The organism is Brucella intermedia LMG 3301, assembly GCF_000182645.1.
GTDB lineage: Bacteria > Pseudomonadota > Alphaproteobacteria > Rhizobiales > Rhizobiaceae > Brucella > Brucella intermedia.
The window spans coordinates 96,066-116,870 of sequence record NZ_ACQA01000001.1 but is presented as its reverse complement, the minus strand read 5'-3'; the positions used below and the strand labels follow the sequence as shown (position 1 = coordinate 116,870).

The window sequence follows — 20,805 nt, the reverse complement described above, 5'->3', positions numbered from 1 at the left end:
AGGCAGGATGCAGCCGACATTTCCCGATTTCGCAACCGTGCTGAAGGAAGTAGAGGCTGATCAAGGCCCTGCGGAGGACATTCGCGGCCCGCAATTCGGATTTGCCTCCGCCGTTTTTTCCGCCAGCCTGTCCGACCTGCCGGCCTCCCCTCGCCAGCCGGACGATCTGGAAAGCCTGTTCGACATTGGAAGCCCGCCGGAAGCGGCGCCCGATCCGGAGCACGAACGGCAGGAGATTGCCGCGCGCATGCAAAGCCAGTCGGCGGACGCCATTCGCCGCGAGCTTGACCTTCAACCGGGCCTGAAGCACGCCGAACTGCAGCGCCGCCGCCGCAGCTTTGCCGCGAGGAACCACCCCGACCGCCTGCCGGAAGAATTTCGCCCTGCCGCCGAACAGCGCATGAAAACCGCGAATGCCCTGCTGGACAAGGCCATGGCCGAAGCCTTGCGCTGACGCGCCAGCGCATTTCCAGTTTGAATTGAACCATTGGAAATGCTCTACTTCCTGACTGCAGGCTTTATCCTGCGCAACCGCTTCGCACTTTCGCTGGAAATGCCTTAAAGCAACTTCCTTACGTTTTGCGCGCAAAATCTTTTGCCTTATAACAATAACGTGCTAGATTGGCTTGTCTGTGCCTGCGAAAGCTGTCGCACGCTGGAACCCTTTCCGTTGTCCGCAAGCCCGCAAACGGTCCCGCTGCTCCCCGTACACCGGGGCAAAATGGGCGATATGGGGCAATTTGCGCTTTGCTCGGCGGGAGCGGTTCTGTCATATCGACGTTACACATTGGAATAGTTCCTAAAAGGTTTGAAAATGCCTCCTTATCGTTCGCGTACAACCACCCACGGTCGCAACATGGCCGGCGCGCGCGGCCTATGGCGCGCCACCGGCATGAAGGATGAGGATTTCGGCAAGCCGATTATTGCCGTGGTGAACTCGTTCACCCAGTTCGTGCCCGGCCACGTGCACCTGAAGGATCTCGGCCAGCTCGTCGCGCGTGAAATCGAAAGCGCTGGCGGCGTCGCCAAGGAATTCAACACCATCGCGGTGGATGACGGCATCGCCATGGGCCATGACGGCATGCTCTATTCGCTGCCCTCGCGCGAACTCATCGCCGACTCCGTCGAATATATGGTCAATGCGCACTGCGCCGATGCGATGGTCTGCATTTCCAACTGCGACAAGATCACCCCCGGCATGCTGATGGCAGCCCTTCGCCTCAATATCCCGGTTGTGTTCGTTTCCGGCGGACCGATGGAAGCAGGCAAGGTCGTCTGGGACGATCAGGTCAAGAAGCTCGACCTCGTGGATGCGATGGTTGCCGCTGCCGACGATCATTACACCGACGAGCAGGTCAAGACGATTGAACGTTCCGCCTGCCCGACCTGCGGTTCGTGCTCGGGCATGTTCACCGCGAACTCGATGAACTGCCTCACCGAAGCGCTCGGCCTGTCGCTGCCGGGCAACGGCTCGACGCTCGCAACGCATGCCGACCGCAAGCGCCTCTTCGTGGAAGCCGGTCATCTCATTGTCGACCTCGCCCGCCGTTATTACGAACAGGACGACGAAAGCGTGCTGCCACGCTCGATTGCGAGCTTCCCGGCCTTTGAAAACGCCATGACGCTCGACATCGCCATGGGCGGCTCGACCAATACGGTCCTGCATCTGCTTGCCGCCGCGCAGGAAGCCGAAATCGATTTCACCATGGCCGATATCGACCGCCTGTCGCGCCGCGTGCCGGTGCTCTGCAAGGTCGCGCCAGCCAACAACACGGTTCACATGGAAGATGTGCACCGCGCAGGCGGCATCATGGGCATTCTCGGCCAACTGGACAAGGCAGGCCTGATCAATACCGATCTGCCGACCGTGCACAGCGAAACGGTCGGCAAGGCGCTCGATCATTGGGACGTGACCCGCACCAACAGCGAAATGGTGCACAAGTTCTATTCGGCTGCACCCGGCGGCGTGCCGACGCAGGTTGCCTTCTCTCAGGAGCGCCGTTTCGACAGCGTCGATACAGACCGCGAAAAGGGCGTCATCCGCTCCAAGGAACATGCTTTCAGTCAGGATGGCGGTCTGGCCGTGCTTTACGGCAATCTGGCCGAAGACGGCTGCATCGTGAAGACTGCGGGCGTGGATGATTCCATCCTGAAATTCTCCGGCCCTGCCCGCATCTTTGAAAGCCAGGATTCCGCAGTGCTCGGCATTCTGAACGGCAAGATCAAGCCGGGCGACATTGTGCTGATCCGGTATGAAGGCCCGCGCGGCGGCCCCGGCATGCAGGAAATGCTCTACCCGACCAGCTATCTGAAGTCGAAGGGCCTCGGCAAGGCATGCGCGCTGATCACCGACGGACGCTTCTCGGGCGGCTCTTCGGGTCTCTCGATCGGTCACGTCTCGCCGGAAGCAGCCGAAGGCGGCACGATCGGCCTGGTGCGCGAAGGCGATATCATCGATATCGACATTCCAAACCGCAAGATTCATCTGGCTGTGGACGATGCGACGCTTAGCCAGCGCCGCGCCGAGCAGGATGCAGCAGGCTGGAAGCCAGCAGAGGAACGCAAGCGCAAGGTCTCGACCGCGCTGAAGGCTTACGCCGCCATGGCAACCAGTGCCGCCAAGGGCGCGGTGAGGAAACTGCCGGATTGATTGATAATGAAGAAAAGCAAAAGCCCCGCACATGCGGGGCTTTTTCATTTTTGCGTCGTCGTGAACCTGTTGCGTCTACCCTCATCCTGAGGAGGGCCCTGAGCCTGCGAAGGGAACCGTCTCGAAGGACGAGGGTGACGCGCTGTGCATTTTCCCTCAACCCTTCGATCCTTCGACAAGCTCAGGGTGATGCGCTGTTTTCAATAGCTCCTCAGGATGAGGGAAAATAGCGGCGTATCAACATCCGTATTCCGCCCAAAAGTCATCACATTTTAGAGGCGGCTTTATTTCCGAAGCGTCTTCTCCACAGCGGGCATCAGATCGTTCTTCACCGACTCCGGCGTAAACGGCCCGACATGCTTGTAGACGATCTTACCTGTCTCATCGACGAGGAAGGTTTCCGGCACGCCGTAGACGCCCCATTCGATGGCTGAGCGTCCGGCGCGGTCGGCGCCGACGGCGGCAAACGGATTGCCGAGATCGCCGAGGAAACGGCGCGCATTTTCCGGCTGGTCCTTGTAATTGAGGCCAACCACGCGGATGCGCTCGTCCTTGGCGATTTCCATCAACAAGGGGTGTTCCTGACGGCAGGGAACGCACCACGATCCCCAGACATTCACCAGCGTCAGCTTGCCGCCCGGACCCGTTTTGAAATCTTCGCTGTCGAGGCCCGGAACAGGCGCGCCATCGCGCACCAGACCTTCGACGGGCGGCAGGTTCGTCTGCGGGGCCTGTTTGCCGATGAGCGCCGAAGGTATCGTCGTATTGTCCTTGCCCGACAGAAGCTGGACCGCGAACACCGCCGCCAGAGCGACGAAAATCGCCAGCGGCAGCAGGGCAACCCAGGTGGAGCGCTTTTTCGGCGCGGCGGGCTTTTCGGTCGTTTCGGTCATTGTGCCTTACCGGGGACTTTCGCGGAACGGCGGCGCACGCCCTGCACTTCCAGCCGCTTCAACTCGTTTTTCTGGATACGCTGGTCGATCAATATCCAGCCGATGGTGACGACAAGTGCCGCGACCGTGATGCCATATGAGGCGAGAACAAAGCCGAGGTGATTCATACCGCGTCCTCCTGTGCCTTGCGGTTGCGGTCGGTTCCCCGGTTGGCCCCTCGGTCGGCCCCTCGGTCGGCATTGCGTGCGGCAAGCTTCTTCATCGACGCGACACGGCGGCGCCAGATTTCATTGCGCATGGCCATCATGTGCAGCGTGAAAAACAGAAGCGAAAAGCCGATCGCCATCACGAAAAGCGGGCGCAACATGGATGCGTCGATGGTCGGGCCGTCCATGCGGAACACCGAGGCTGGCTGGTGCAGCGTGTTCCACCAGTCGACCGAGAATTTGATGATCGGGATGTTGATGAAGCCGACCAGCGTGAGCACGGCCACCGGCTTGGCGCTCTTCGCCGGATCGTCCATGGCGCGCGACAGCGCGATGATGCCAAGATACATCAGGAACAGCACGAAGACCGAAGTCAGCCGCGCATCCCACACCCACCATGTGCCCCACATCGGCTTGCCCCAGAGCGAGCCGGTGGCAAGCGCAAGCGCGGTGAAGACGGCGCCGAGCGGCGCGGCGGCGCGGATCGATACATCGGCCAGCGGATGCCGCCAGACCAGCGTGCCCAGCGCCGAGACCGCCATGATCGAGTAGCACATCATGGAAAGCCATGCGAAAGGCACATGGATATACATGATGCGGACCGTCATGCCCTGCTGGTAATCCTCAGGCGACAGGAAGAAGACCATGTAGAGGCCAGCCGCCAGAAGCAGCGCCGACAGCCCGGCCAGCCATGGCAATACCTTGCCTGCAAAGGCAAGGAACCGCGTGGGATTGGCCAGATCGAGCCAGCTCGTGGTTTTAACGGCGTCTTTGGTCATGTCTTTTTCCATGGCCTATGTTTACCTTCCGCCCCCATGCCGTTCAATTGACCGAAATCAACTGCGTCAATCGGTCGAACATGATCGTTTCCGAAAACGGGCGCCCACTTTTCGGGATCATGTTCAATCCGCCGAACTTTTCAGGGCCGCGCTCGCGGCCAGAGGCCCTAGGACGGCAAAGAACAGGGTAAGTGCAGCAAGAATGAGGAATGGCGCCAGAAAGGGCGCATTGTCTACCGTCGCCCCGTGCGAAGCTGATACACCGAAAATGAGCACCGGAATGGTGAGCGGCAGAACGATCACCGACACCAGCAGCCCGCCGCGCGGCAGCGCCACGGCGAGGGCCGCGCCAACCGCACCGATGAAGGCGATGGCGGGAGTGCCCACCAGAAGCGTCAGCGATGTCGCGCCGATTGCCGATGCATCCATGTTCATGAACAGGCCCAGCATCGGCGATGCGATCACCAGCGGCAGTACGCTTGCCACCCAATGCGCCACGCATTTCACGAAAACCGTGAAGGGTAGCATGTGGCTGTCCGCGCCAATCAGCAGCAGGTCGAGCGAACCGTCCTCCCGGTCGGCCTGAAACAGCCGGTCGAGGCCCAGAAGCGTTGCCAGCAGCGCGCCGATCCACAGCATGGCCGGGCCGATGCGCGCCAGAAGGTTGAGGTCGGGCCCGACGCCGAAAGGCATGACGGCGATGACCGCGAGGAAGAACAATATGCCAATCAGCGCGCCGCCACCGGCGCGGAAACTGAGGCGCAGGTCTCTCAGGAAAAGCGCCAGCATCAGGCAGCCTCGAGCGAACAGGCGGCCATGTCGAGCGTGCGGACACCTTCGAGACCAAGGGGAATATGCGTTGCGGCGACGATCATGCCGCCCTCCCGCATATGCCCGCGCATGATTTCCGCAAAGCGGGCTTCCGACGCCTTGTCGAGACCGGCGGTCGGCTCGTCGACGATCCAGAGCGGACGGTGGCTGACAAGCAGCTTGGCGATGGAAACACGGCGCTTCTGCCCCGTCGACAGATAGCCGAACGGCAGATGCTCGACGCCGGGCAGGTCGACCGCCTCCAGCGCCTCATCGATCTCAGATTGCGGGGAGCCGTTGAACTTCTGCCAGAAGGACAGGTTCTCGCGCACGCTGAGCGCCGGTTTCATCGCATTCTGGTGGCCAAGATAGTGGCAGGCGGCGCGCACCGGCAAAACTGTGCCATCCTCGCGAAGCTCAACCTTGCCCGCTTGCGGCGCGAGCAGGCCGCAGATGATTCGCAAAAGCGTGGACTTGCCGGAGCCGTTCGGGCCGGTCACCACCAGCGCCTCGCCGTCACCGAGCGCAAAAGACAGGCCAGCGAAAATCGTTTCGCCGCCCCTTTCGCCCGCCAGATTGTCGGCTTCCAGCCGCATTTTATACCCTCTAAGCCCCGATGGATAATTGCCAGACCATTAGAACCGGAACCCCGGAAGATCCATGGAAAGGCATCGCAACATTTCGCCGCAAGGGGCCGAATTCACGATATTCTGTCTGGAATCGTTTTAGAAAACTCTCTATATGAGGGCTACCACGCCAGCGGTCGGCGTGGAAACCATTTTTGGCCGATCTCAACCTGTTGCCCGTGAGGATGCAGGCTTCGGGACGGACAGCGGAAATGACTGCACCCGCACCTTGGCGCGTCCTTGAAACGCTAGCCTAGGCGTTCGTCCTGGTTTTCCGGCCAGCAGCATAAGGACGAACGCAGTGTCGCACATCGACAGCTTTAAATGCCGCAAAACCCTTACCGTCGGCGGTAAGGATTATGTTTATTACAGCCTGACCGAAGCCGAAAAGAACGGCCTCGAAGGTGTTTCCAAGCTTCCATTCTCCATGAAGGTTCTGCTTGAGAACCTGCTCCGCTTCGAGGACGACCGCTCCGTCAAGAAGTCGGACATCGAAGCTGTTGCCAAGTGGCTGAACGACCGCGGTTCCGCGGGCGCGGAAATCGCCTATCGTCCTGCGCGCGTTCTCATGCAGGACTTCACCGGCGTTCCTGCCGTCGTCGACCTTGCAGCGATGCGCGACGGCATCAAGGCGCTCGGCGGCGATCCGGAAAAGATCAATCCGCTCGTTCCCGTCGATCTCGTCATCGACCACTCGGTCATCGTTGACGAATTCGGCAATCCAAGCGCGTTCAAGGCCAATGTGGACCTCGAATACCAGCGCAATGGCGAACGCTACCGCTTCCTCAAGTGGGGCCAGCAGGCATTCCAGAACTTCCGCGTCGTTCCTCCGGGCACCGGCATCTGCCATCAGGTAAACCTCGAATATCTGGCCCAGGCCGTCTGGACCAAGGAAGAAGACGGCGAGACCGTCGCTTACCCCGACACCTGCGTCGGCACCGACAGCCACACCACCATGGTCAACGGCCTTGGCGTTCTGGGCTGGGGTGTTGGCGGCATCGAAGCTGAGGCGGCCATGCTCGGACAGCCGGTTTCCATGCTCCTGCCGGAAGTCGTCGGCTTCCGCCTGACCGGCAAGATCAAGGAAGGCGTGACCGCGACCGACCTCGTGCTCACCGTCACGCAGATGCTGCGCAAGAAGGGCGTCGTCGGCAAGTTCGTCGAATTCTTCGGCGAAGGCCTCGAAAACATGACGCTGGCCGACCGCGCAACAATCGCCAATATGGGTCCGGAATATGGCGCGACCTGCGGCTTCTTCCCGGTTGACCGCGAAACGCTGAACTACATGAACACGACCGGCCGCGACGAGCATCGCATCGAACTGGTCGAAGCCTACTGCCGCGCGCAGGGCATGTGGCGTGAAAAGGGTGCAGCCGATCCGGTCTTCACCGACATTCTCGAACTCGACATGGGCGACGTCGTTCCGTCGATGGCCGGCCCGAAGCGTCCGGAAGGCCGCATCCCGCTGGAAAACATCGGTTCCGGTTTCGCGACCTCGCTCGAAAACGAGTACAAGAAGACCACTGGCCAGACCACGCGCTATGCCGTTGAAGGCGAAGACTACGACCTCGGCCATGGCGATGTCGTGATTGCCGCCATCACGTCCTGCACCAACACCTCGAACCCGAGCGTGCTGATCGCCGCCGGCCTTCTGGCCCGCAATGCGGTCGCCAAGGGCCTGAAGACCAAGCCATGGGTCAAGACCTCGCTTGCGCCCGGTTCGCAGGTTGTCGCCGCCTATCTCGAATCCGCTGGTCTCCAGAAGGATCTCGATGCGCTCGGCTTCAACCTCGTCGGCTTCGGCTGCACGACCTGCATCGGCAATTCCGGTCCGCTGCCTGCTCCGATCTCCAAGACGATCAACGAAAAGGGCCTGATCGCGGCTGCCGTCCTGTCCGGCAACCGTAACTTCGAGGGCCGCGTCTCGCCGGACGTGCAGGCGAACTATCTGGCTTCGCCGCCGCTCGTCGTCGCCCACGCTCTCGCCGGTACGGTCACCAAGGACCTGACCAAGGAGCCGCTCGGTGAAGACCAGAACGGCAACCCGGTATATCTCCGCGACATCTGGCCTTCCTCGCAGGAAATCCAGGAATTCATCGCCAAGAACGTAACCCGCAAGATTTTCTCGGAAAAGTACGCGGACGTGTTCAAGGGCGACGAAAACTGGCAGGCCGTTCAGGTCCCTGCGGGCCAGACCTATGCATGGGACGACAACTCGACCTATGTGCAGAACCCGCCTTACTTCGTCGGCATGGGCAAGTCGGCCGGCACGATCGGCGACGTCAAGGGCGCCCGCATTCTGGGCCTCTTCGGCGACAAGATCACGACCGACCACATTTCGCCTGCCGGTTCCATCAAGGCGCAGTCGCCTGCCGGCAAGTATCTGCTGGACCATGGCGTCGGCGTTGCCGACTTCAACCAGTACGGTACGCGTCGCGGCAACCATGAAGTGATGATGCGCGGCACCTTCGCAAACATCCGTATCCGCAACCACATGCTGGGCGAAAACGGACGCGAAGGCGGCTACACCATCCATTATCCGTCGAAGGAAGAAACCTCGATCTATGATGCTGCCATGCAGTACAAGGCTGAGGGCGTTCCGCTCGTCGTCTTCGCAGGCGTCGAATACGGCAACGGCTCCTCGCGTGACTGGGCTGCCAAGGGCACCAACCTGCTCGGCGTCAAGGCCGTGATCGCGCAGTCCTTCGAGCGTATCCACCGCTCCAACCTCGTCGGCATGGGCATTGTGCCTTTCGTCTTCGAGGAAGGCACCAGCTGGCAGACGCTTGGCCTCAAGGGTGATGAAATCGTCACCATCGAAGGTCTGGCCGATGTGCGCCCGCGCCAGAAGGTCGAAGCCTCCATCACCTATGCCGACGGCACGGTGAAGAAGGTTCCGCTCATCTGCCGCATCGATACGCTGGACGAGCTGGACTACATGAAGAACGGCGGCATCCTGCAGACCGTTCTGCGTGACCTGGCTGCCTGATCCACACGCACCTGAAATTCAGAGCCGCCGGAGAAATCCGGCGGCTTCTTTATTTGGACTGAACCCGTCCCCGCACAATCTGTTGTGAGCCAATTTTGAGAGGAGATTCGCAACCCTTTCGAATCTCACCGCAACGTGAATTCCTATTGATCGCAAGGCTTCTTACATAATAGATGTCAGCGACAATTATTGCAGGATGAAACGAAGTGATACTCCACGCCCCCTTCTACGGGACAGGTCCATGGCTTACAGGCGAGCATTTGCCCGGCTGGCGTAGCATCTGTGCCGTTCTGGGGCTGGCGGTTACCGGCTGCATCTCCATGCAGGGCCCGGCGCGGGCGCAGGACAGCGACAAGAAGACGACCGTTCTGGAGCTTTACACCAGCCAGGGCTGCAAATCCTGCCCGCAGGCCGACCGCAACCTCGCCAGATATGCCGATGATCCCAATGTTCTGGCGCTGTCGTTTCACGTCAATTACTGGGATTACATGGGCTGGCGCGACACGCTTGCCAATCAGGAAAACACCGACCGGCAGAATGCCTATCGCAATTCCTTCAATGCGCGCATGATCTATACACCGCAAGCCGTCATCAACGGTACTGCCGAAGTGAATGGCCGCGACAGCGAAGCTATCAAGACGCAGATCGCGGCAAACAAGCTGGATGTGCCGGTTTCGATCAAGCAGCTCGATGACGGGCGCCTGTCCATCGATATCGGCGCAGGCAAAAAGCCCGACGCGCCTGTGCACGTGGTCCTGTTCTATTTCCGCGATTCGGTGACGATCCCGATCACGGAGGGCGAAAATGCCGGGGAATCCATCACCTATCGCAATACGGTCAGCGATACCGATACGATCGGCATGTGGGACGGCAAGCCGTTGAAGATCGAGATTCCGGCGTCAGAACTGAAACGCAAGGATGTTTCGGGTTGCGCCGTGGTGTTGCAGGAGACCCGCAACGACAATTCGCTCGGCGCCATACATGGCGCAGCCATGTTCAAGCAGTCGAGGCCCGTGGGCCTTTAGAGCGGTTCCTGTTCTAACAGTATCGCCGGAACCGCTCTTACTTGTTTTATCGCATTATCCAACGCATCGAAGCGGGATAAGAAATCAGTCCAGTGAACTGATCCCCGCGTAGAGGTTTCACACTTTTGATGGAAATGCTCCAGGCAGCCGGTTCGCGCACGCAGCAATGCGCGCTTTTGGCGGCGTTTTCTTCCAGAAAGTTCAGCGGGAAAGCGTCTGTCCGGGCTACGCGGAGCGGTCATCGAACTGGAGGGGAAACCGGTCTGGCAGCCAGGCCGGGAAAAGGTTGGTTCGGTCCGAGCAGTCCTTTGGGCGGGGGGCTTGGGGTCGGACTTGCCCGAACCGAACCGTCTCAGGCAACGTGTAGATGCTGAAGCCATAATCGGGCTGCAATGCGAAGCTGACAAGGCGAAAATGTGGCCAACAATCACCATTGCAAACACACATTCTCTTTTCGTGAATGACGGCTTCCCGCCGCTATTCCCTATTTATTGGGGCTTCTTTCGGCCCATGAGCGGCAGCAAAAACAGGCTCGCGGACGCGGCCCCTTGAAATTGCTTCACAAAAGCATCACCCTGTTGTCATGCGCCGGGGCCGGTTCGCTTCACCACCCTTGCTGAACACCGATCCCGGTTGCACGCAGTTTGTTCCTGAGCCTGTCCGGCTTTCGGGCGGCGCTCCGCAAAAGGCTGAAAGGAAGGAAATGGATACGTCAAGCGCAGCGAATGAGGATTCGTCGTCCCCTTCCCCCTCGTCTGCTTCGCCAAAGGTCGTTCCTCTCGGCCGTGCGCGATCTGCTCCCGTCAGTTTCAACCGGCATGAACTCGGCAAAATCCTGAACATCTATGGCCGCATGGTCGCCTCCGGCACGTGGCGCGACTATGCCATCGACCATCTGAGCGACCGCGCCGTGTTTTCCATCTTTCGCCGTGCAAGCGAGATGCCGCTTTTCCGCATCGAGAAGAACCCCAAGCTGGCGCAGAAGCAGGGCGCCTATTCGGTCATCGCCGCAAGCGGGCTGATCATGAAGCGCGGCCACGAACTGGAGCGCGTGCTGCGGGTTTTCGACAAGAGCCTCAAGCTCGTCGAAAGCTGATGCTTCGAGACGCCGTTTCCAACCGGCTCTCAGGATGAGGGAGGCGTAAGCGGCGGGGTTCCCGGTTCCGTTGAGCGACCGCCATTGAGCGGCAGTTGCATCAGCACCGTGTCGAGCCAGCGCCCAAGTTTGAAGCCCGAACCCTCGATGCGCCCGCAATGGGCAAAGCCGAGGCTTTCATGCAGCCGGACCGAACCGATATTGCGTTCGCCGTCACCGATCACCGCCAGCAACTGACGGAAGCCCAAAGCTGAAATGCGCTCGATAAGCGCGCGCAGCAGCAGCTTGCCGATGCCCTTTCCCTTGGCATCCGGGGCGATATAGATCGAATCCTCCGCAAGCCAGCGATAGGCAGGCCTGACGCGAAAATGGCTGGCATAGGCATAGCCCAGCACCCGGCCATCATGCTCGGCCACGAGGATCGGAAAGCCCTGCGCCACCAATGCTGCGAAACGCCTTGCCATTTCATCGGCGGTCGGCGGTTCGATCTCGTAGGAACCGGCGCCGGTCAGGACGGCTTCCGAATAGATCGCGGTGATTGTTTCGATATCGGCAGGCTGGAAATCACGAATGACAGGCATGTTGAAACCGCAGCAGCGTGGGAGACGGGTCCCTAACATGCATCAGAAACCGCCCGGAAAAAAGCAAAAAGGGCAGCGTTTCCGCTGCCCTTTTGTTCAAGCACTCTTCGGCTGATTATTCACGGTTGCCCATGAACTGCAGCAGGAAGGTGAACATGTTGATGAAGTCGAGATAGAGGCGCAGCGCGCCCATCACGACCTTGCGGCCATGCGCATCCGAAGAATCGCCTTCGTAGTACATTTCCTTGATCGACTGCGTGTCGTAGGCGGTGAGGCCTGCGAAGATCAGGACGCCGATCACCGAGATCGCGAACTGCAGCGCGGTGGAGCCGAGGAAGATGTTGACGACCGAAGCCAGGATCAGGCCGAACAGGCCCATGACCAGGAACGAGCCCATGGCGGACAGGTCGCGCTTGGTCGTGTAACCATAGAGCGACAGCGCGCCGAAGGAAGCAGCCGTCACGAAGAAGGTGCGAACGATGCTCTGGCCGGTGAAGACCAGGAAGATCGATGACAGCGACAGGCCGACGAGAGCTGCATAGCCCCAGAAGACGGCGTTAGCCGTGCCGACCGACATGCGTTCGATGCGGAAGCTCAGGAAGAACACTGCCGCGAGCGGCGCAAGCATCACCACCCAGCGAAGCGGGGACGTGTAGAGCGCCACACCAAGGCTGGTGAGCATCTTGCCGTTGGCGAGCTGGGCGACGGCTGCGGACGGGTCCGTGGTCGTTGCGAGCGCTGCAACGGCAAATGCGGCAAGGCCGGTAACGGCCAGGCCGATAGCCATCATGTTATAGACGCCGAGCATGTAGCTGCGCAGGCCCTGGTCGATGCCTGCATCGGTGCGAACGCCGCCTACCGGCCTCTGCTGCGCCTGAATATTGCGAAAGTCAGCCATGACTTAAATCCTCTTGCCATGTCCCGTCCGGTGTCGGGGCGCTCATGAAGGCCGAGCCGCCGCCAGGCGCCGCTGGCGGGACCCCAGCATGCCTGCCTGACATTATGGGGATTTCGGCCTTCGCGTACAAGTACCACCTGTAAAAAAACGTGATGGGGCGACTTGAAACGCCGACCGCATTATCCATGCGATCCAAGGGGTTACCTCATTGGAAGCTTCAGGATTACAAAAGCTTCATATCGTCCTCAGCACCTGTGCGGGCTTCTGCCCGAGGACGCGCCACGTGCCTGCGAGGCCGAAACCGACGGTCAGCACCAGCGCGATGGCCACGGTCATCAGCGCGACATCGGGCAGGAAACTCGCCTTGAGCTTCATGATTTCCACCACGACATACCATCCCGCCACGCTGCCAGCGACCAGTGCGAAGAGCGCCGTCGCCAGCCCAAGCAGCATATATTCAAGCACATAGGCCGTGATCAGCGTTCCCCGCGTCGCGCCGAGCGTCTTCAGCACCACCGCATCGTGGACACGGGCACGGTTACCGGCGGCAAGCGCCCCGCCCAGCACCAGAACGGACGCGGCAAGCGCGATGGAAGCGGCAGCGCGGATGGCGGTTGCAAGCTGGCCGATCAGATCATTGGCGACATCGAGCGCATCGGTCACGCTCACCGTCGTGATGGCGGGCCATGTCCTTGTGACCTGACGCAGCACGTCAGGCGCAAGATTCTTCTGGCTGTCGGGAATGGTGAGCGTCGCCAGCCATGTCGCCGGCGCGCCAGCAAAGGTGTTGGGCGAAAACACCATGACGAAGTTCATCGCCAGCGTTTCCCACTGAACCTGACGGAAGCTTGCGATCCTTGCAGTTATGTTGCGGCCAAGCACATTGACCGTCACCGTGTCGCCGAGCTTCAGGCCGAGTTCCTTGCCCTCACGCTCCGCGAAGGACACCAGCGGCTCGCCGCCATAGCCAGTGGCCCACCATTCGCCTTCCGTCAGCGTCGAGTTTTCGGGAACGCTATCGGAAAAGGTTATGCCGCGGTCGCCGCGCAGCACCCAGGCCGCTTCCGGCGGGATGGTCATGTCGCGCACATTGGTGCCGTTGAAGGCGACGATGCGGCCGCGCAGCATCGGCCCGGAAGTGAGCTTGCCATCCGGCACGATGCCGCTCACCAGTTTGGTGAAATCGCCGATGTCGCGGTTCTGGATATCGACGAAAAAGAAATCGGGCGCCTGCGCGGGAATGTTTTCCGTCACCTGGCGGCGCAGATTGCCGTCGATCAGCGCGATTGCCACCATCAGCGTCAGGCCAAGGCCCAGCGAAAGCACCACGGAGGGCGTGAGTGCGCCCGGACGATGGATGTTGCCCACTGCGAGCCGCAGCGCCGTCGAGCGCACGCGCGGGACCCGGCGGGCAAGCCAGCGAATGCCGTCCGCGACAAGCCGGAGAACGCCGAAGGCAGCAATGGCCGAGACGATGAAGATCGCCGCGATGCGCCGGTCATAGGCGACGTAGAGCGCGAGCCCCGCAAGCGCTGCAATCAGCAGAACCGCAAGGGCGAGATAAAGAAGCGGCGGCCAGCCGCGCTGCTCAAACCCCTGTTCGCGGAAAAGCGCCGTCGCCGGAATATCGCGCGCGCGGCCAAGCGGAATGATCGCGAAGGCAAGCGTGGTGATGAGGCCGAAGATGGCGGCAAGCGCCAGCGCGCCGGGGAAGAAACCGCCGCCACCGGCGACCGGCAGGTAATTGGCAAGCGCCAGCGCCGCCGCATAGGGGATGATCGCCGCCAGCACCAGGCCGATGGCGATGCCGATCAGGCCGATCACCATGATCTGCACGAGATAGACCAGCACGGCGAAGCGCGCAGGCGCGCCCAGCGACTTGAAGGTGGCGATCACGCCGCGCTTGCCGTCGAGATAGGCGCGCACCGCATTGGCGACCCCCACACCGCCGACGATCAGGGCCGTCAGCCCCACCAGCGTCAGGAATTGCGAGAAGCGCTCGATATTGGCGCTGAGCGCCGGAGCGGCATTGGCGCGGGAGCGGATGTTCCAGCCTGCATCGGGAAAATCGGCGGCAGCCTGCCGCCTGACTTCGGCGATGGCGGCGTCGGGCGCGCCATCCGGCAACGCCACCTTGTAGATATGATCCACGAGGCTGCCCGGCTGGATGAGGCCGGAAGCGCGCAAGCCCTCCAGCGAGACCAGAAAGCGCGGCGCGAAATTGAAGCCGGAAGAAAGCAGGTCCGGTTCGCTCTCGATCAGGCCGCGCAGTTCGAAGGTCTGCGAACCGAGCAGCACTTTCGCGCCCAGCGACAGGTCCATGCGATTGAGAAAGTCCTGGCTGACGGCAGCACCATAGGTGCCGTCCTTCTCGCCGGTCATATCGGCCAAAGATTGCTGCGGCTCGACCTTCAGTTCGCCGTAAAGCGGATAGGCGGCGTCGACCGCCTTTACTTCGACCAGCGACTGGTCGGAGCCATCCACCATGCGCGCCATGGAGCGCATGGTGGCGCTTTCGGCAAGCCTGCCCTGCCTTTCGATGAAGGCGCGTTCTTCCGCCGTCGTTTCGCGCTGATTGAGCGCGAAGCTGACATCGCCGCCGAGAATGCTCTGGCCTTGCGCGGCAATGCCGGTGCTGACCGAACGCGCCACCGAATTGACCCCGCCGATGGCGGCAACGCCAAGCGCGATACAGGCGAGGAAAATATAGAAACCGGCAAGCCCGCCGCGCATTTCGCGCAGCGCGAAGCGGAGGGCGAGCAGGAATGACTGTGCCGCACTCATGCGCCAGCCGCCAGCGTTTCGGGAACAGTGCCGCCTTGCGCGGGTTCCTCGATCCGGCCCGAGCGCACCGGAATTTCGATGTCGCAGCGCGCGGCAAGCGCCGGGTCATGCGTGACCAGCACCATGGTCAGGCCGTTCTCGCGCTGCTTGGCGAACAGGAGGTCGGCAATCTGACGCCCTGTCGTGGTGTCGAGATTGCCGGTGGGCTCATCCGCGATCAGGATCTTCGGGCTTGGCGCAAGGGCGCGCGCGATCGCGACGCGCTGCTGTTCGCCGCCGGAAAGCTCGGACGGATAATGGGTAAGGCGCTCGCCGAGGCCCACGGCGCGCAATTCGCGCTCCGCCACCTCGAACGCATCGCGGCGACCGGCGAGCTCCAGCGGCACGGCGACATTTTCGAGCGCGGTCATGTTGGGAATGAGGTGGAAGGACTGGAACACGATGCCGATATTGGCGCCACGGAAAGCGGCCGCCTGATCTTCGCTCATCCGGCTGATCGTCTCGCCCGCGATCTTCACAGTTCCGTTATCGACATGCTCCAGACCGGCCAGAACCATCAGCAGCGTGGACTTGCCGGAACCGGACGGACCGACGATTCCGACCGACTGTCCTTGCGATATATGAAGGGAGACGCCCTTCAGCACATGCACCAGCGAGGCGGCGTGACCAAGGGTCAGGTGAACGTTCTCAAGTTCGATAATCGGGCCAACAACCTGTTCCGTCACGCGGTTTTTATCCTATATGAGTCTTTGGAACCAAACAGCGCGTCACAAATTTGAACTTATGTTGCGCCAGTTATTGAAGAGAAGTCCGGCGGGCCATTTGCCCACAGCCCCTCAAATATGGGTTTTCGACGATGCGTTTCAAACTATCAATTCCGGCATGGCTCCCTATTTTTGCGGTAATGGCGTCTTTCATGGCGGCAGGCCCCATCGCGACGGCGCAGGCGCAGGAAGAACCGACCGGCCTTGAAGACGCACTGCCGACCGAGCAGCTGTCGCAGATCAGAATCGTCGGCTTCGGCGACAGCCTGATGGCCGGCTATCTGCTGCCGTCCAATGCCGCCTTTCCGCAGCAGCTTGAAAAGGCGCTTAATGACAAGGGCGTCGAGGTTTCGATCGAGAATGCGGGCGTGTCGGGCGATACCACCACCGGCGGGCTTTCGCGCATCGACTGGTCGGTGCCCGATGGCACCGATCTCGTCATCCTCGAACTGGGCGCCAATGACGCGCTGCGCGGCATCGAGCCCGACATTACCGAAAAGAACCTTGATGAAATGCTGGCGCGCCTCAAGCAGCGCGGCATTTCGGTCATTCTTGCCGGCATGATGGCCCCGCCCAACATGGGCAAGGACTATGCCGCCCGGTTCAACCCGATCTATCCCAAGCTGGCACAGAAATATGGCGTGCCGCTCTACCCGTTTTTCCTCGACGGCGTAGCAACCAAAAAGGACCTTTTGCTCGAGGACGGAATGCACCCCAATGAGAAAGGCGTCGAAACGATGGTCTCCAATTTTATGCCCACTATCGAAAAGAGCCTGACGAACATGCAAAACAAGGGGACATCGGGAGGCTGAAGCCCGCCGGGAGCATAAACAGCTTGCCCCCGCTATGAAACTTTGATTCGCTTCAGGTGTATCGGCGAATATCGAATCAATTTCGATGGAACGATGCACTGACTCTCTAGGTTAGAGTGTCCTTTATGCATCCTTTGGATGCCCGGCGCTCTGACATGGAACGCTTCGAGGAGGATGCCTTATGCCGCGTCTTTTCACTGCCCTCGAAATCCCGCGCGACGCCGCGCTTTCGCTCTCGCTGCTGCGAGGCGGTCTCCCCGGCGCACGCTGGATTGATGTCGAAAACTACCACATAACGCTACGTTTTATCGGAGATGTGGAAGGCCACGTGGCCGACGAGGTTGCCAATGCGCTCGATCGCGTGCGGCGGCCCGAATTCATGCTCAACCTGTCGGGTGTCAATGCGTTCGGCTCCAAGAAGCCGCACAGCATCTATGCGGGTGTATCCCCCTCGCCTGAGCTCAACGCCTTGCAGGCGGAAATCGAAAGGATCTGCCAGCGGCTTCACATTCCCGCCGACCCGCGCAAGTTCACGCCGCATGTAACGCTGGCGCGGCTGAGAAACGCCCGCATCGACGATGTGGTGCGCTATCTTTCCTCACGCGGCAACTTCGCGACGCTGCCCTTCAAGGTGGGACGGTTCGTGCTGATGTCGTCCCGCGATTCGGTCGGCGGCGGACCTTACATCGTGGAAGAAGCCTGGCCCCTGGTCGCCACGTCCTTCACGGGCCAGAACTGGTCGGCAAGCGCGATGGAAGCTGCCAGAACCATCCGGTAAACCTTTTCGAAGTCCCCGGTCCCGCCATAATAGGGATCGGGGATTTCAACCGCCCGCCCTTCGGCAATCTCGGTGAAAAGCCCGATATGCGCGCTTGCATTCGCAGGCTGACGCCCGGCGATCATCCGCATATTGTAGCGGTCCATCCCGAGGATCAGGTCGAAACGGCTGAAATCACCTGCGATCAACTGGCGGCAACGCTGCCCGGAAATATCGAGGCCATGCCGCGCCGCAACGCTGATGGAGCGCTCATCCGGCTCCTCGCCGGTATGGTAGCCATTGGTTCCGGCGGAATCGACCAGCACATGGCGGATGCCGCGCTTTTCCAGCACATGCCCCATAACGCCTTCGGCAAGCGGGGAACGGCAGATATTGCCAGCGCAAATAAATAAAATGCTGGCCGGGGCTTTTGCGGCTACGGATACGGTCACGGAACTCTCGCACTCATGATAAGTTTGTTCAGGAAACGCAACATAGGCGAAAGACGATGGCACGCAACCGGCTGACGGAAAACGAATTGAACGAAGCGCTCAACGAGCTGGAGGGCTGGCAGAAAACCGATGGACGCGAGGCCATCTCCAAAAGCTTCAGGTTCAAGGATTTCAATGCCGCCTTCGGCTTCATGACACGCGCGGCGCTTCACGCGGAAAAGCTCGACCATCATCCCGAATGGTTCAATGTCTATAACCGCGTCGATGTCACGCTTTCGACCCATAGCGAGAACGGCATTACCGAACTCGATATCAAGCTTGCGGGCAAAATGAATGCTATAGCCTGAATTTAGAGCTTTGAAATATAGACATAAATCTTCCGGCGCTCATAATTGAAGCTGCCATCGGCGTTGCGGCTGGAATAGGGAAGGACGCGGGTCAGGTTGGTGCGGTCCTGCCAGTTCTGCCCGAGCTTGCCGCCATGGACGCCGCGGATATAGACATCGCCGAGCGAGATGGCGGCGTGGAAAATATGTCCCGCCTGAACGTCATAAAAGCCGATGGCCTTGCCAAAGGGCAGTGCCGAATAGCCGTTCCATTGCTCGCCCGCCCTGAAATTCAGGATGGGTATCCAGTTCTGGCTCGACGTGCCGCGCAGGGTGTTGAGCGAGATTCCGGCGCCGAAGAGGAACCGCAGATAGACGGCGGCATCGTAGCATCCGGCATCGAACAGATCGATGGTGATGTAATCGTCCTCGCTTCCGGCGGCCAGCAGCTGGTTGCCGCGAAACAGCCGTGTTGAACGGTCGCTGCGGATGAAGTTTTCCCCATAGCCGGTCAAATGCATCAAACCCTCCATTCATTCCGCACCTGCTTCGTCGCGCGTCCAAAACGCTTCCGAAGCGATCCGGTCGAATCTGCATTTTGGGGATTTGACGGGGCTGTTGTAGCTGATGGTTCTGGCAGGATCGGACCGGGGCGAAATCGCCCGGACTTGCAAGGAAGGCACGAACTCCCCATTTTTAGCGCTGCAGTTGCATTCCTCGTGATGCCGGGCTGCAAAGAGCAGTTTTTGCGCTCCGGTGCTCGAAAATCACTCTTTTCGCCACGGCCTGACGAGTTTTCAACTGCAGCGTTAACCGGTGATGGCCCGTGTCGACGCAATCGGGACGACAGGAGTTGAACGAGAATGGATGACGTCAGAATCGGTGAAATCCTCGAACCGGGCAGCGAGAGCGAATTCAAGAAGCGCAGCGACCGGGTGAAGAACGGATTCTGGAAGGCCGCGCGCCGCGCCGGTCGCATGGTGCCGTTCATGGACGAGGTGGTTGCAGCCTATTACTGCGCGCTCGACCAGAAGACGCCGACCCGCGTGCGCATGACGCTGATGGCGGCGCTCGCCTATTTCGTCCTGCCCTTCGACGCCATTCCCGATCTTCTGGCCGGTATCGGCTTCACGGACGACGTTGCCGTGCTGATGGCGGCGCTGACCGCCGTTCGCGCCCATATCACGCCCGCGCACCGGCTGGCTGCGAAGCAGGCGTTGGAAGATGAGGGGAGTAAGGGAGTAAGGGAGTAAGGGAGTAAGGGAGTAAGGGAGTAAGGGAGTAAGGGAGTAAGGGAGTAAGGGAGTAAGGGAGTAAGGGAGGCGAACATTATTTTGGAACATGGCAAATATTCGCTTGCCTTATCCCCATGCGCTTCGCACCCTATTCCCCTATTCCCCTATTCCCCTATTCCCCTATTCCCCTATTCCCCTATTCCCCTATTCCCCTATTCCCTCCTCCCGACTGCCTTACTCACGCCGCTTTCTTTTCATTCAACTGAATCAAGGGATGGCGGGGCGACTTGGCTGCTCATTCAAAAGTTTTCTTTCGAAACTTCACCGTTTGGTAACCCAGATTAAGGCAATTTAATCGGCAACTGAGCGGGACGGCGTGATGAACGGCGGCATCCCGATATTCAAGTTTGAAGCAAACGAAAGAGAACCGGTAAAAACCAATGCTTGGAAAATCGATCGTCGCGGCTTCTGTGTTCATGATTGGGATGGCGGGCTCGGCACTCGCCCAGACCCCGAGCCAGATCAGCCAGTTCAATGCCTGGGGCGCCTACAGCTATCAGTCGGGCAACGGCAAGGTCTGCTATGTCCTCTCCGTACCGACCCAGAAGGCTCCGGCCAGTGTCGATCACGGTGACAACTTCTTCCTCGTGAGCCAGAAGCCCGGCCAGAACATCTCGTTCGAACCGCAATTCATGGCCGGTTACGACCTCAACACCAATGCCAAGGTCGTCGTCTCCATCGGCAACCGCAGTTTCAACATGTTCGTCAACGGCAAGTCGGGCTGGATGGAAAATGCAGCCGAAGAGCCGCAGCTCATCGCAGCCATGCGCGGCGGTTCGGAGATGAAGGTACAGGCGCAGTCGAAGCGCGGCACCAAGACCAACTACACCTATTCGCTGAAGGGCATTTCGGATGCGCTGAAAGCCATCCAGAAGTGCAAATGATCCAGACGATCGGATAGAGTTCAAGAGCCGGGCCATGTGCCCGGCTTTTTGTTTGGCGGGGCCATTCCTGCACCCGTGCATGGCAGACAAGACTCCATGTAGGATGACGAATGCGATATTGTGTGCTAAGAGCGCGCGCAACAAGGGTCGAAAAGCCAGGTGCCGGACCCTATTTATC

22 protein-coding genes are annotated in these 20,805 nt (G+C 60.3%); 10 read left to right on the top strand and 12 right to left on the bottom strand.

What is annotated here, in order from left to right:
• The first annotated feature begins 7 nt into the window (after window positions 1-7).
• Complete coding sequence (locus OINT_RS00565) at window positions 8-454, top strand: hypothetical protein (protein ID WP_006465829.1); 447 nt, start codon at window positions 8-10, stop codon at window positions 452-454.
• A 360-nt stretch (window positions 455-814) separates the two neighbouring features.
• Window positions 815-2,650 carry a dihydroxy-acid dehydratase gene (ilvD, locus tag OINT_RS00560; RefSeq protein ID WP_006472937.1) on the top strand — a complete coding sequence of 612 codons (1,836 nt, stop codon included), beginning with the start codon at window positions 815-817 and terminating at the stop codon, window positions 2,648-2,650.
• 284 nt (window positions 2,651-2,934) lie between these two features.
• Here ilvD and OINT_RS00555 read toward each other — a convergent pair whose 3' ends face one another.
• From OINT_RS00555 to ccmA, 5 genes are all read right to left on the bottom strand, one after another.
• The gene (locus tag OINT_RS00555) at window positions 2,935-3,543 is read right to left on the bottom strand and encodes a DsbE family thiol:disulfide interchange protein (protein WP_006465827.1); all 609 of its coding nucleotides are present in this window, start codon (window positions 3,541-3,543) and stop codon (window positions 2,935-2,937) included.
• Window positions 3,540-3,710 carry a heme exporter protein CcmD gene (gene ccmD, locus OINT_RS00550; protein WP_006465826.1) on the bottom strand — a complete coding sequence of 57 codons (171 nt, stop codon included), beginning with the start codon at window positions 3,708-3,710 and terminating at the stop codon, window positions 3,540-3,542. The genes OINT_RS00555 and ccmD overlap by 4 nt, the downstream gene beginning before the upstream one ends.
• Window positions 3,707-4,528: a heme ABC transporter permease gene (locus OINT_RS00545; RefSeq protein ID WP_050790991.1), complete on the bottom strand. Its 822-nt coding sequence runs from the start codon at window positions 4,526-4,528 to the stop codon at window positions 3,707-3,709. The genes ccmD and OINT_RS00545 overlap by 4 nt, the downstream gene beginning before the upstream one ends.
• 123 nt (window positions 4,529-4,651) lie before the next feature.
• Complete coding sequence (gene ccmB, locus OINT_RS00540) at window positions 4,652-5,317, bottom strand: heme exporter protein CcmB (protein WP_006465824.1); 666 nt, start codon at window positions 5,315-5,317, stop codon at window positions 4,652-4,654.
• Entirely contained in the window at window positions 5,317-5,934 is a 618-nt protein-coding gene (gene ccmA, locus OINT_RS00535) for a heme ABC exporter ATP-binding protein CcmA (protein WP_006465823.1), read from the bottom strand. Before ccmA ends, ccmB begins: the two co-directional genes overlap by 1 nt.
• A gap of 331 nt (window positions 5,935-6,265) precedes the next feature.
• Between ccmA and acnA the strand changes: the two genes are divergently transcribed.
• Window positions 6,266-8,953, top strand: a complete 2,688-nt coding sequence (gene acnA / locus OINT_RS00530) for an aconitate hydratase AcnA (RefSeq protein WP_006465822.1) — start codon at window positions 6,266-6,268, stop codon at window positions 8,951-8,953.
• Here acnA and OINT_RS24420 read toward each other — a convergent pair.
• Window positions 8,899-9,066 (bottom strand): hypothetical protein, encoded by a 168-nt coding sequence (locus OINT_RS24420; RefSeq protein ID WP_219732758.1) that lies wholly within the window; start codon window positions 9,064-9,066, stop codon window positions 8,899-8,901. The genes acnA and OINT_RS24420 overlap by 55 nt on opposite strands.
• Before the next feature lie 177 nt (window positions 9,067-9,243).
• On the opposite strand from OINT_RS24420, the gene OINT_RS00525 reads away from it, so the two are divergent.
• The gene (locus OINT_RS00525) at window positions 9,244-9,978 is read left to right on the top strand and encodes a DUF1223 domain-containing protein (RefSeq protein ID WP_025089819.1); all 735 of its coding nucleotides are present in this window, start codon (window positions 9,244-9,246) and stop codon (window positions 9,976-9,978) included.
• A 703-nt stretch (window positions 9,979-10,681) separates the two neighbouring features.
• Window positions 10,682-11,074: a DUF2794 domain-containing protein gene (locus OINT_RS00520; RefSeq protein WP_006472940.1), complete on the top strand. Its 393-nt coding sequence runs from the start codon at window positions 10,682-10,684 to the stop codon at window positions 11,072-11,074.
• Window positions 11,075-11,103: 29 nt separating this feature from the next.
• Here the strand turns inward: OINT_RS00520 and OINT_RS00515 are convergent, their stop codons facing one another.
• From OINT_RS00515 to OINT_RS00500, 4 genes are all read right to left on the bottom strand, one after another.
• On the bottom strand, window positions 11,104-11,655 hold the full coding sequence (locus tag OINT_RS00515) for a GNAT family N-acetyltransferase (protein WP_006472941.1): 552 nt from the start codon (window positions 11,653-11,655) through the stop codon (window positions 11,104-11,106).
• 115 nt (window positions 11,656-11,770) lie between these two features.
• Window positions 11,771-12,553, bottom strand: coding sequence for a Bax inhibitor-1/YccA family protein (locus OINT_RS00510; protein WP_006465817.1), 783 nt, complete (start codon window positions 12,551-12,553; stop codon window positions 11,771-11,773).
• Window positions 12,554-12,787: 234 nt separating this feature from the next.
• Complete coding sequence (locus OINT_RS00505) at window positions 12,788-15,337, bottom strand: ABC transporter permease (protein ID WP_006465815.1); 2,550 nt, start codon at window positions 15,335-15,337, stop codon at window positions 12,788-12,790.
• The gene (locus OINT_RS00500; protein ID WP_006465814.1) at window positions 15,334-16,062 is read right to left on the bottom strand and encodes an ABC transporter ATP-binding protein; all 729 of its coding nucleotides are present in this window, start codon (window positions 16,060-16,062) and stop codon (window positions 15,334-15,336) included. Before OINT_RS00500 ends, OINT_RS00505 begins: the two co-directional genes overlap by 4 nt.
• Window positions 16,063-16,193: 131 nt before the next feature.
• Here OINT_RS00500 and OINT_RS00495 point away from each other — a divergent pair, with 131 nt between their 5' ends.
• Both OINT_RS00495 and thpR read left to right on the top strand, forming a co-directional pair.
• A complete protein-coding gene (locus OINT_RS00495) occupies window positions 16,194-16,913 on the top strand; it encodes an arylesterase (protein WP_006465813.1) in 720 nt (239 codons plus the stop codon).
• Window positions 16,914-17,094: 181 nt separating this feature from the next.
• The gene (gene thpR / locus OINT_RS00490; protein ID WP_006465812.1) at window positions 17,095-17,691 is read left to right on the top strand and encodes an RNA 2',3'-cyclic phosphodiesterase; all 597 of its coding nucleotides are present in this window, start codon (window positions 17,095-17,097) and stop codon (window positions 17,689-17,691) included.
• Here thpR and OINT_RS22650 read toward each other — a convergent pair.
• Window positions 17,595-18,122, bottom strand: a complete 528-nt coding sequence (locus OINT_RS22650) for a low molecular weight protein-tyrosine-phosphatase (RefSeq protein WP_100229517.1) — start codon at window positions 18,120-18,122, stop codon at window positions 17,595-17,597. The two genes, thpR and OINT_RS22650, sit on opposite strands and share 97 nt — an antisense overlap.
• 56 nt (window positions 18,123-18,178) lie before the next feature.
• Between OINT_RS22650 and OINT_RS00480 the strand changes: the two genes are divergently transcribed.
• Window positions 18,179-18,469 (top strand): 4a-hydroxytetrahydrobiopterin dehydratase, encoded by a 291-nt coding sequence (locus OINT_RS00480; RefSeq protein WP_006465811.1) that lies wholly within the window; start codon window positions 18,179-18,181, stop codon window positions 18,467-18,469.
• Window positions 18,470-18,471: 2 nt separating this feature from the next.
• On the opposite strand, the gene OINT_RS00475 is transcribed toward OINT_RS00480, so the two are convergent.
• On the bottom strand, window positions 18,472-18,969 hold the full coding sequence (locus tag OINT_RS00475; RefSeq protein ID WP_006472945.1) for a hypothetical protein: 498 nt from the start codon (window positions 18,967-18,969) through the stop codon (window positions 18,472-18,474).
• Window positions 18,970-19,311: 342 nt separating this feature from the next.
• Between OINT_RS00475 and OINT_RS00470 the strand changes: the two genes are divergently transcribed.
• Both OINT_RS00470 and OINT_RS00465 read left to right on the top strand, forming a co-directional pair.
• Entirely contained in the window at window positions 19,312-19,701 is a 390-nt protein-coding gene (locus OINT_RS00470) for a YkvA family protein (RefSeq protein WP_006465809.1), read from the top strand.
• A gap of 422 nt (window positions 19,702-20,123) precedes the next feature.
• The gene (locus tag OINT_RS00465; protein WP_006465808.1) at window positions 20,124-20,627 is read left to right on the top strand and encodes an invasion associated locus B family protein; all 504 of its coding nucleotides are present in this window, start codon (window positions 20,124-20,126) and stop codon (window positions 20,625-20,627) included.
• The last annotated feature ends 178 nt before the right edge of the window (window positions 20,628-20,805 follow it).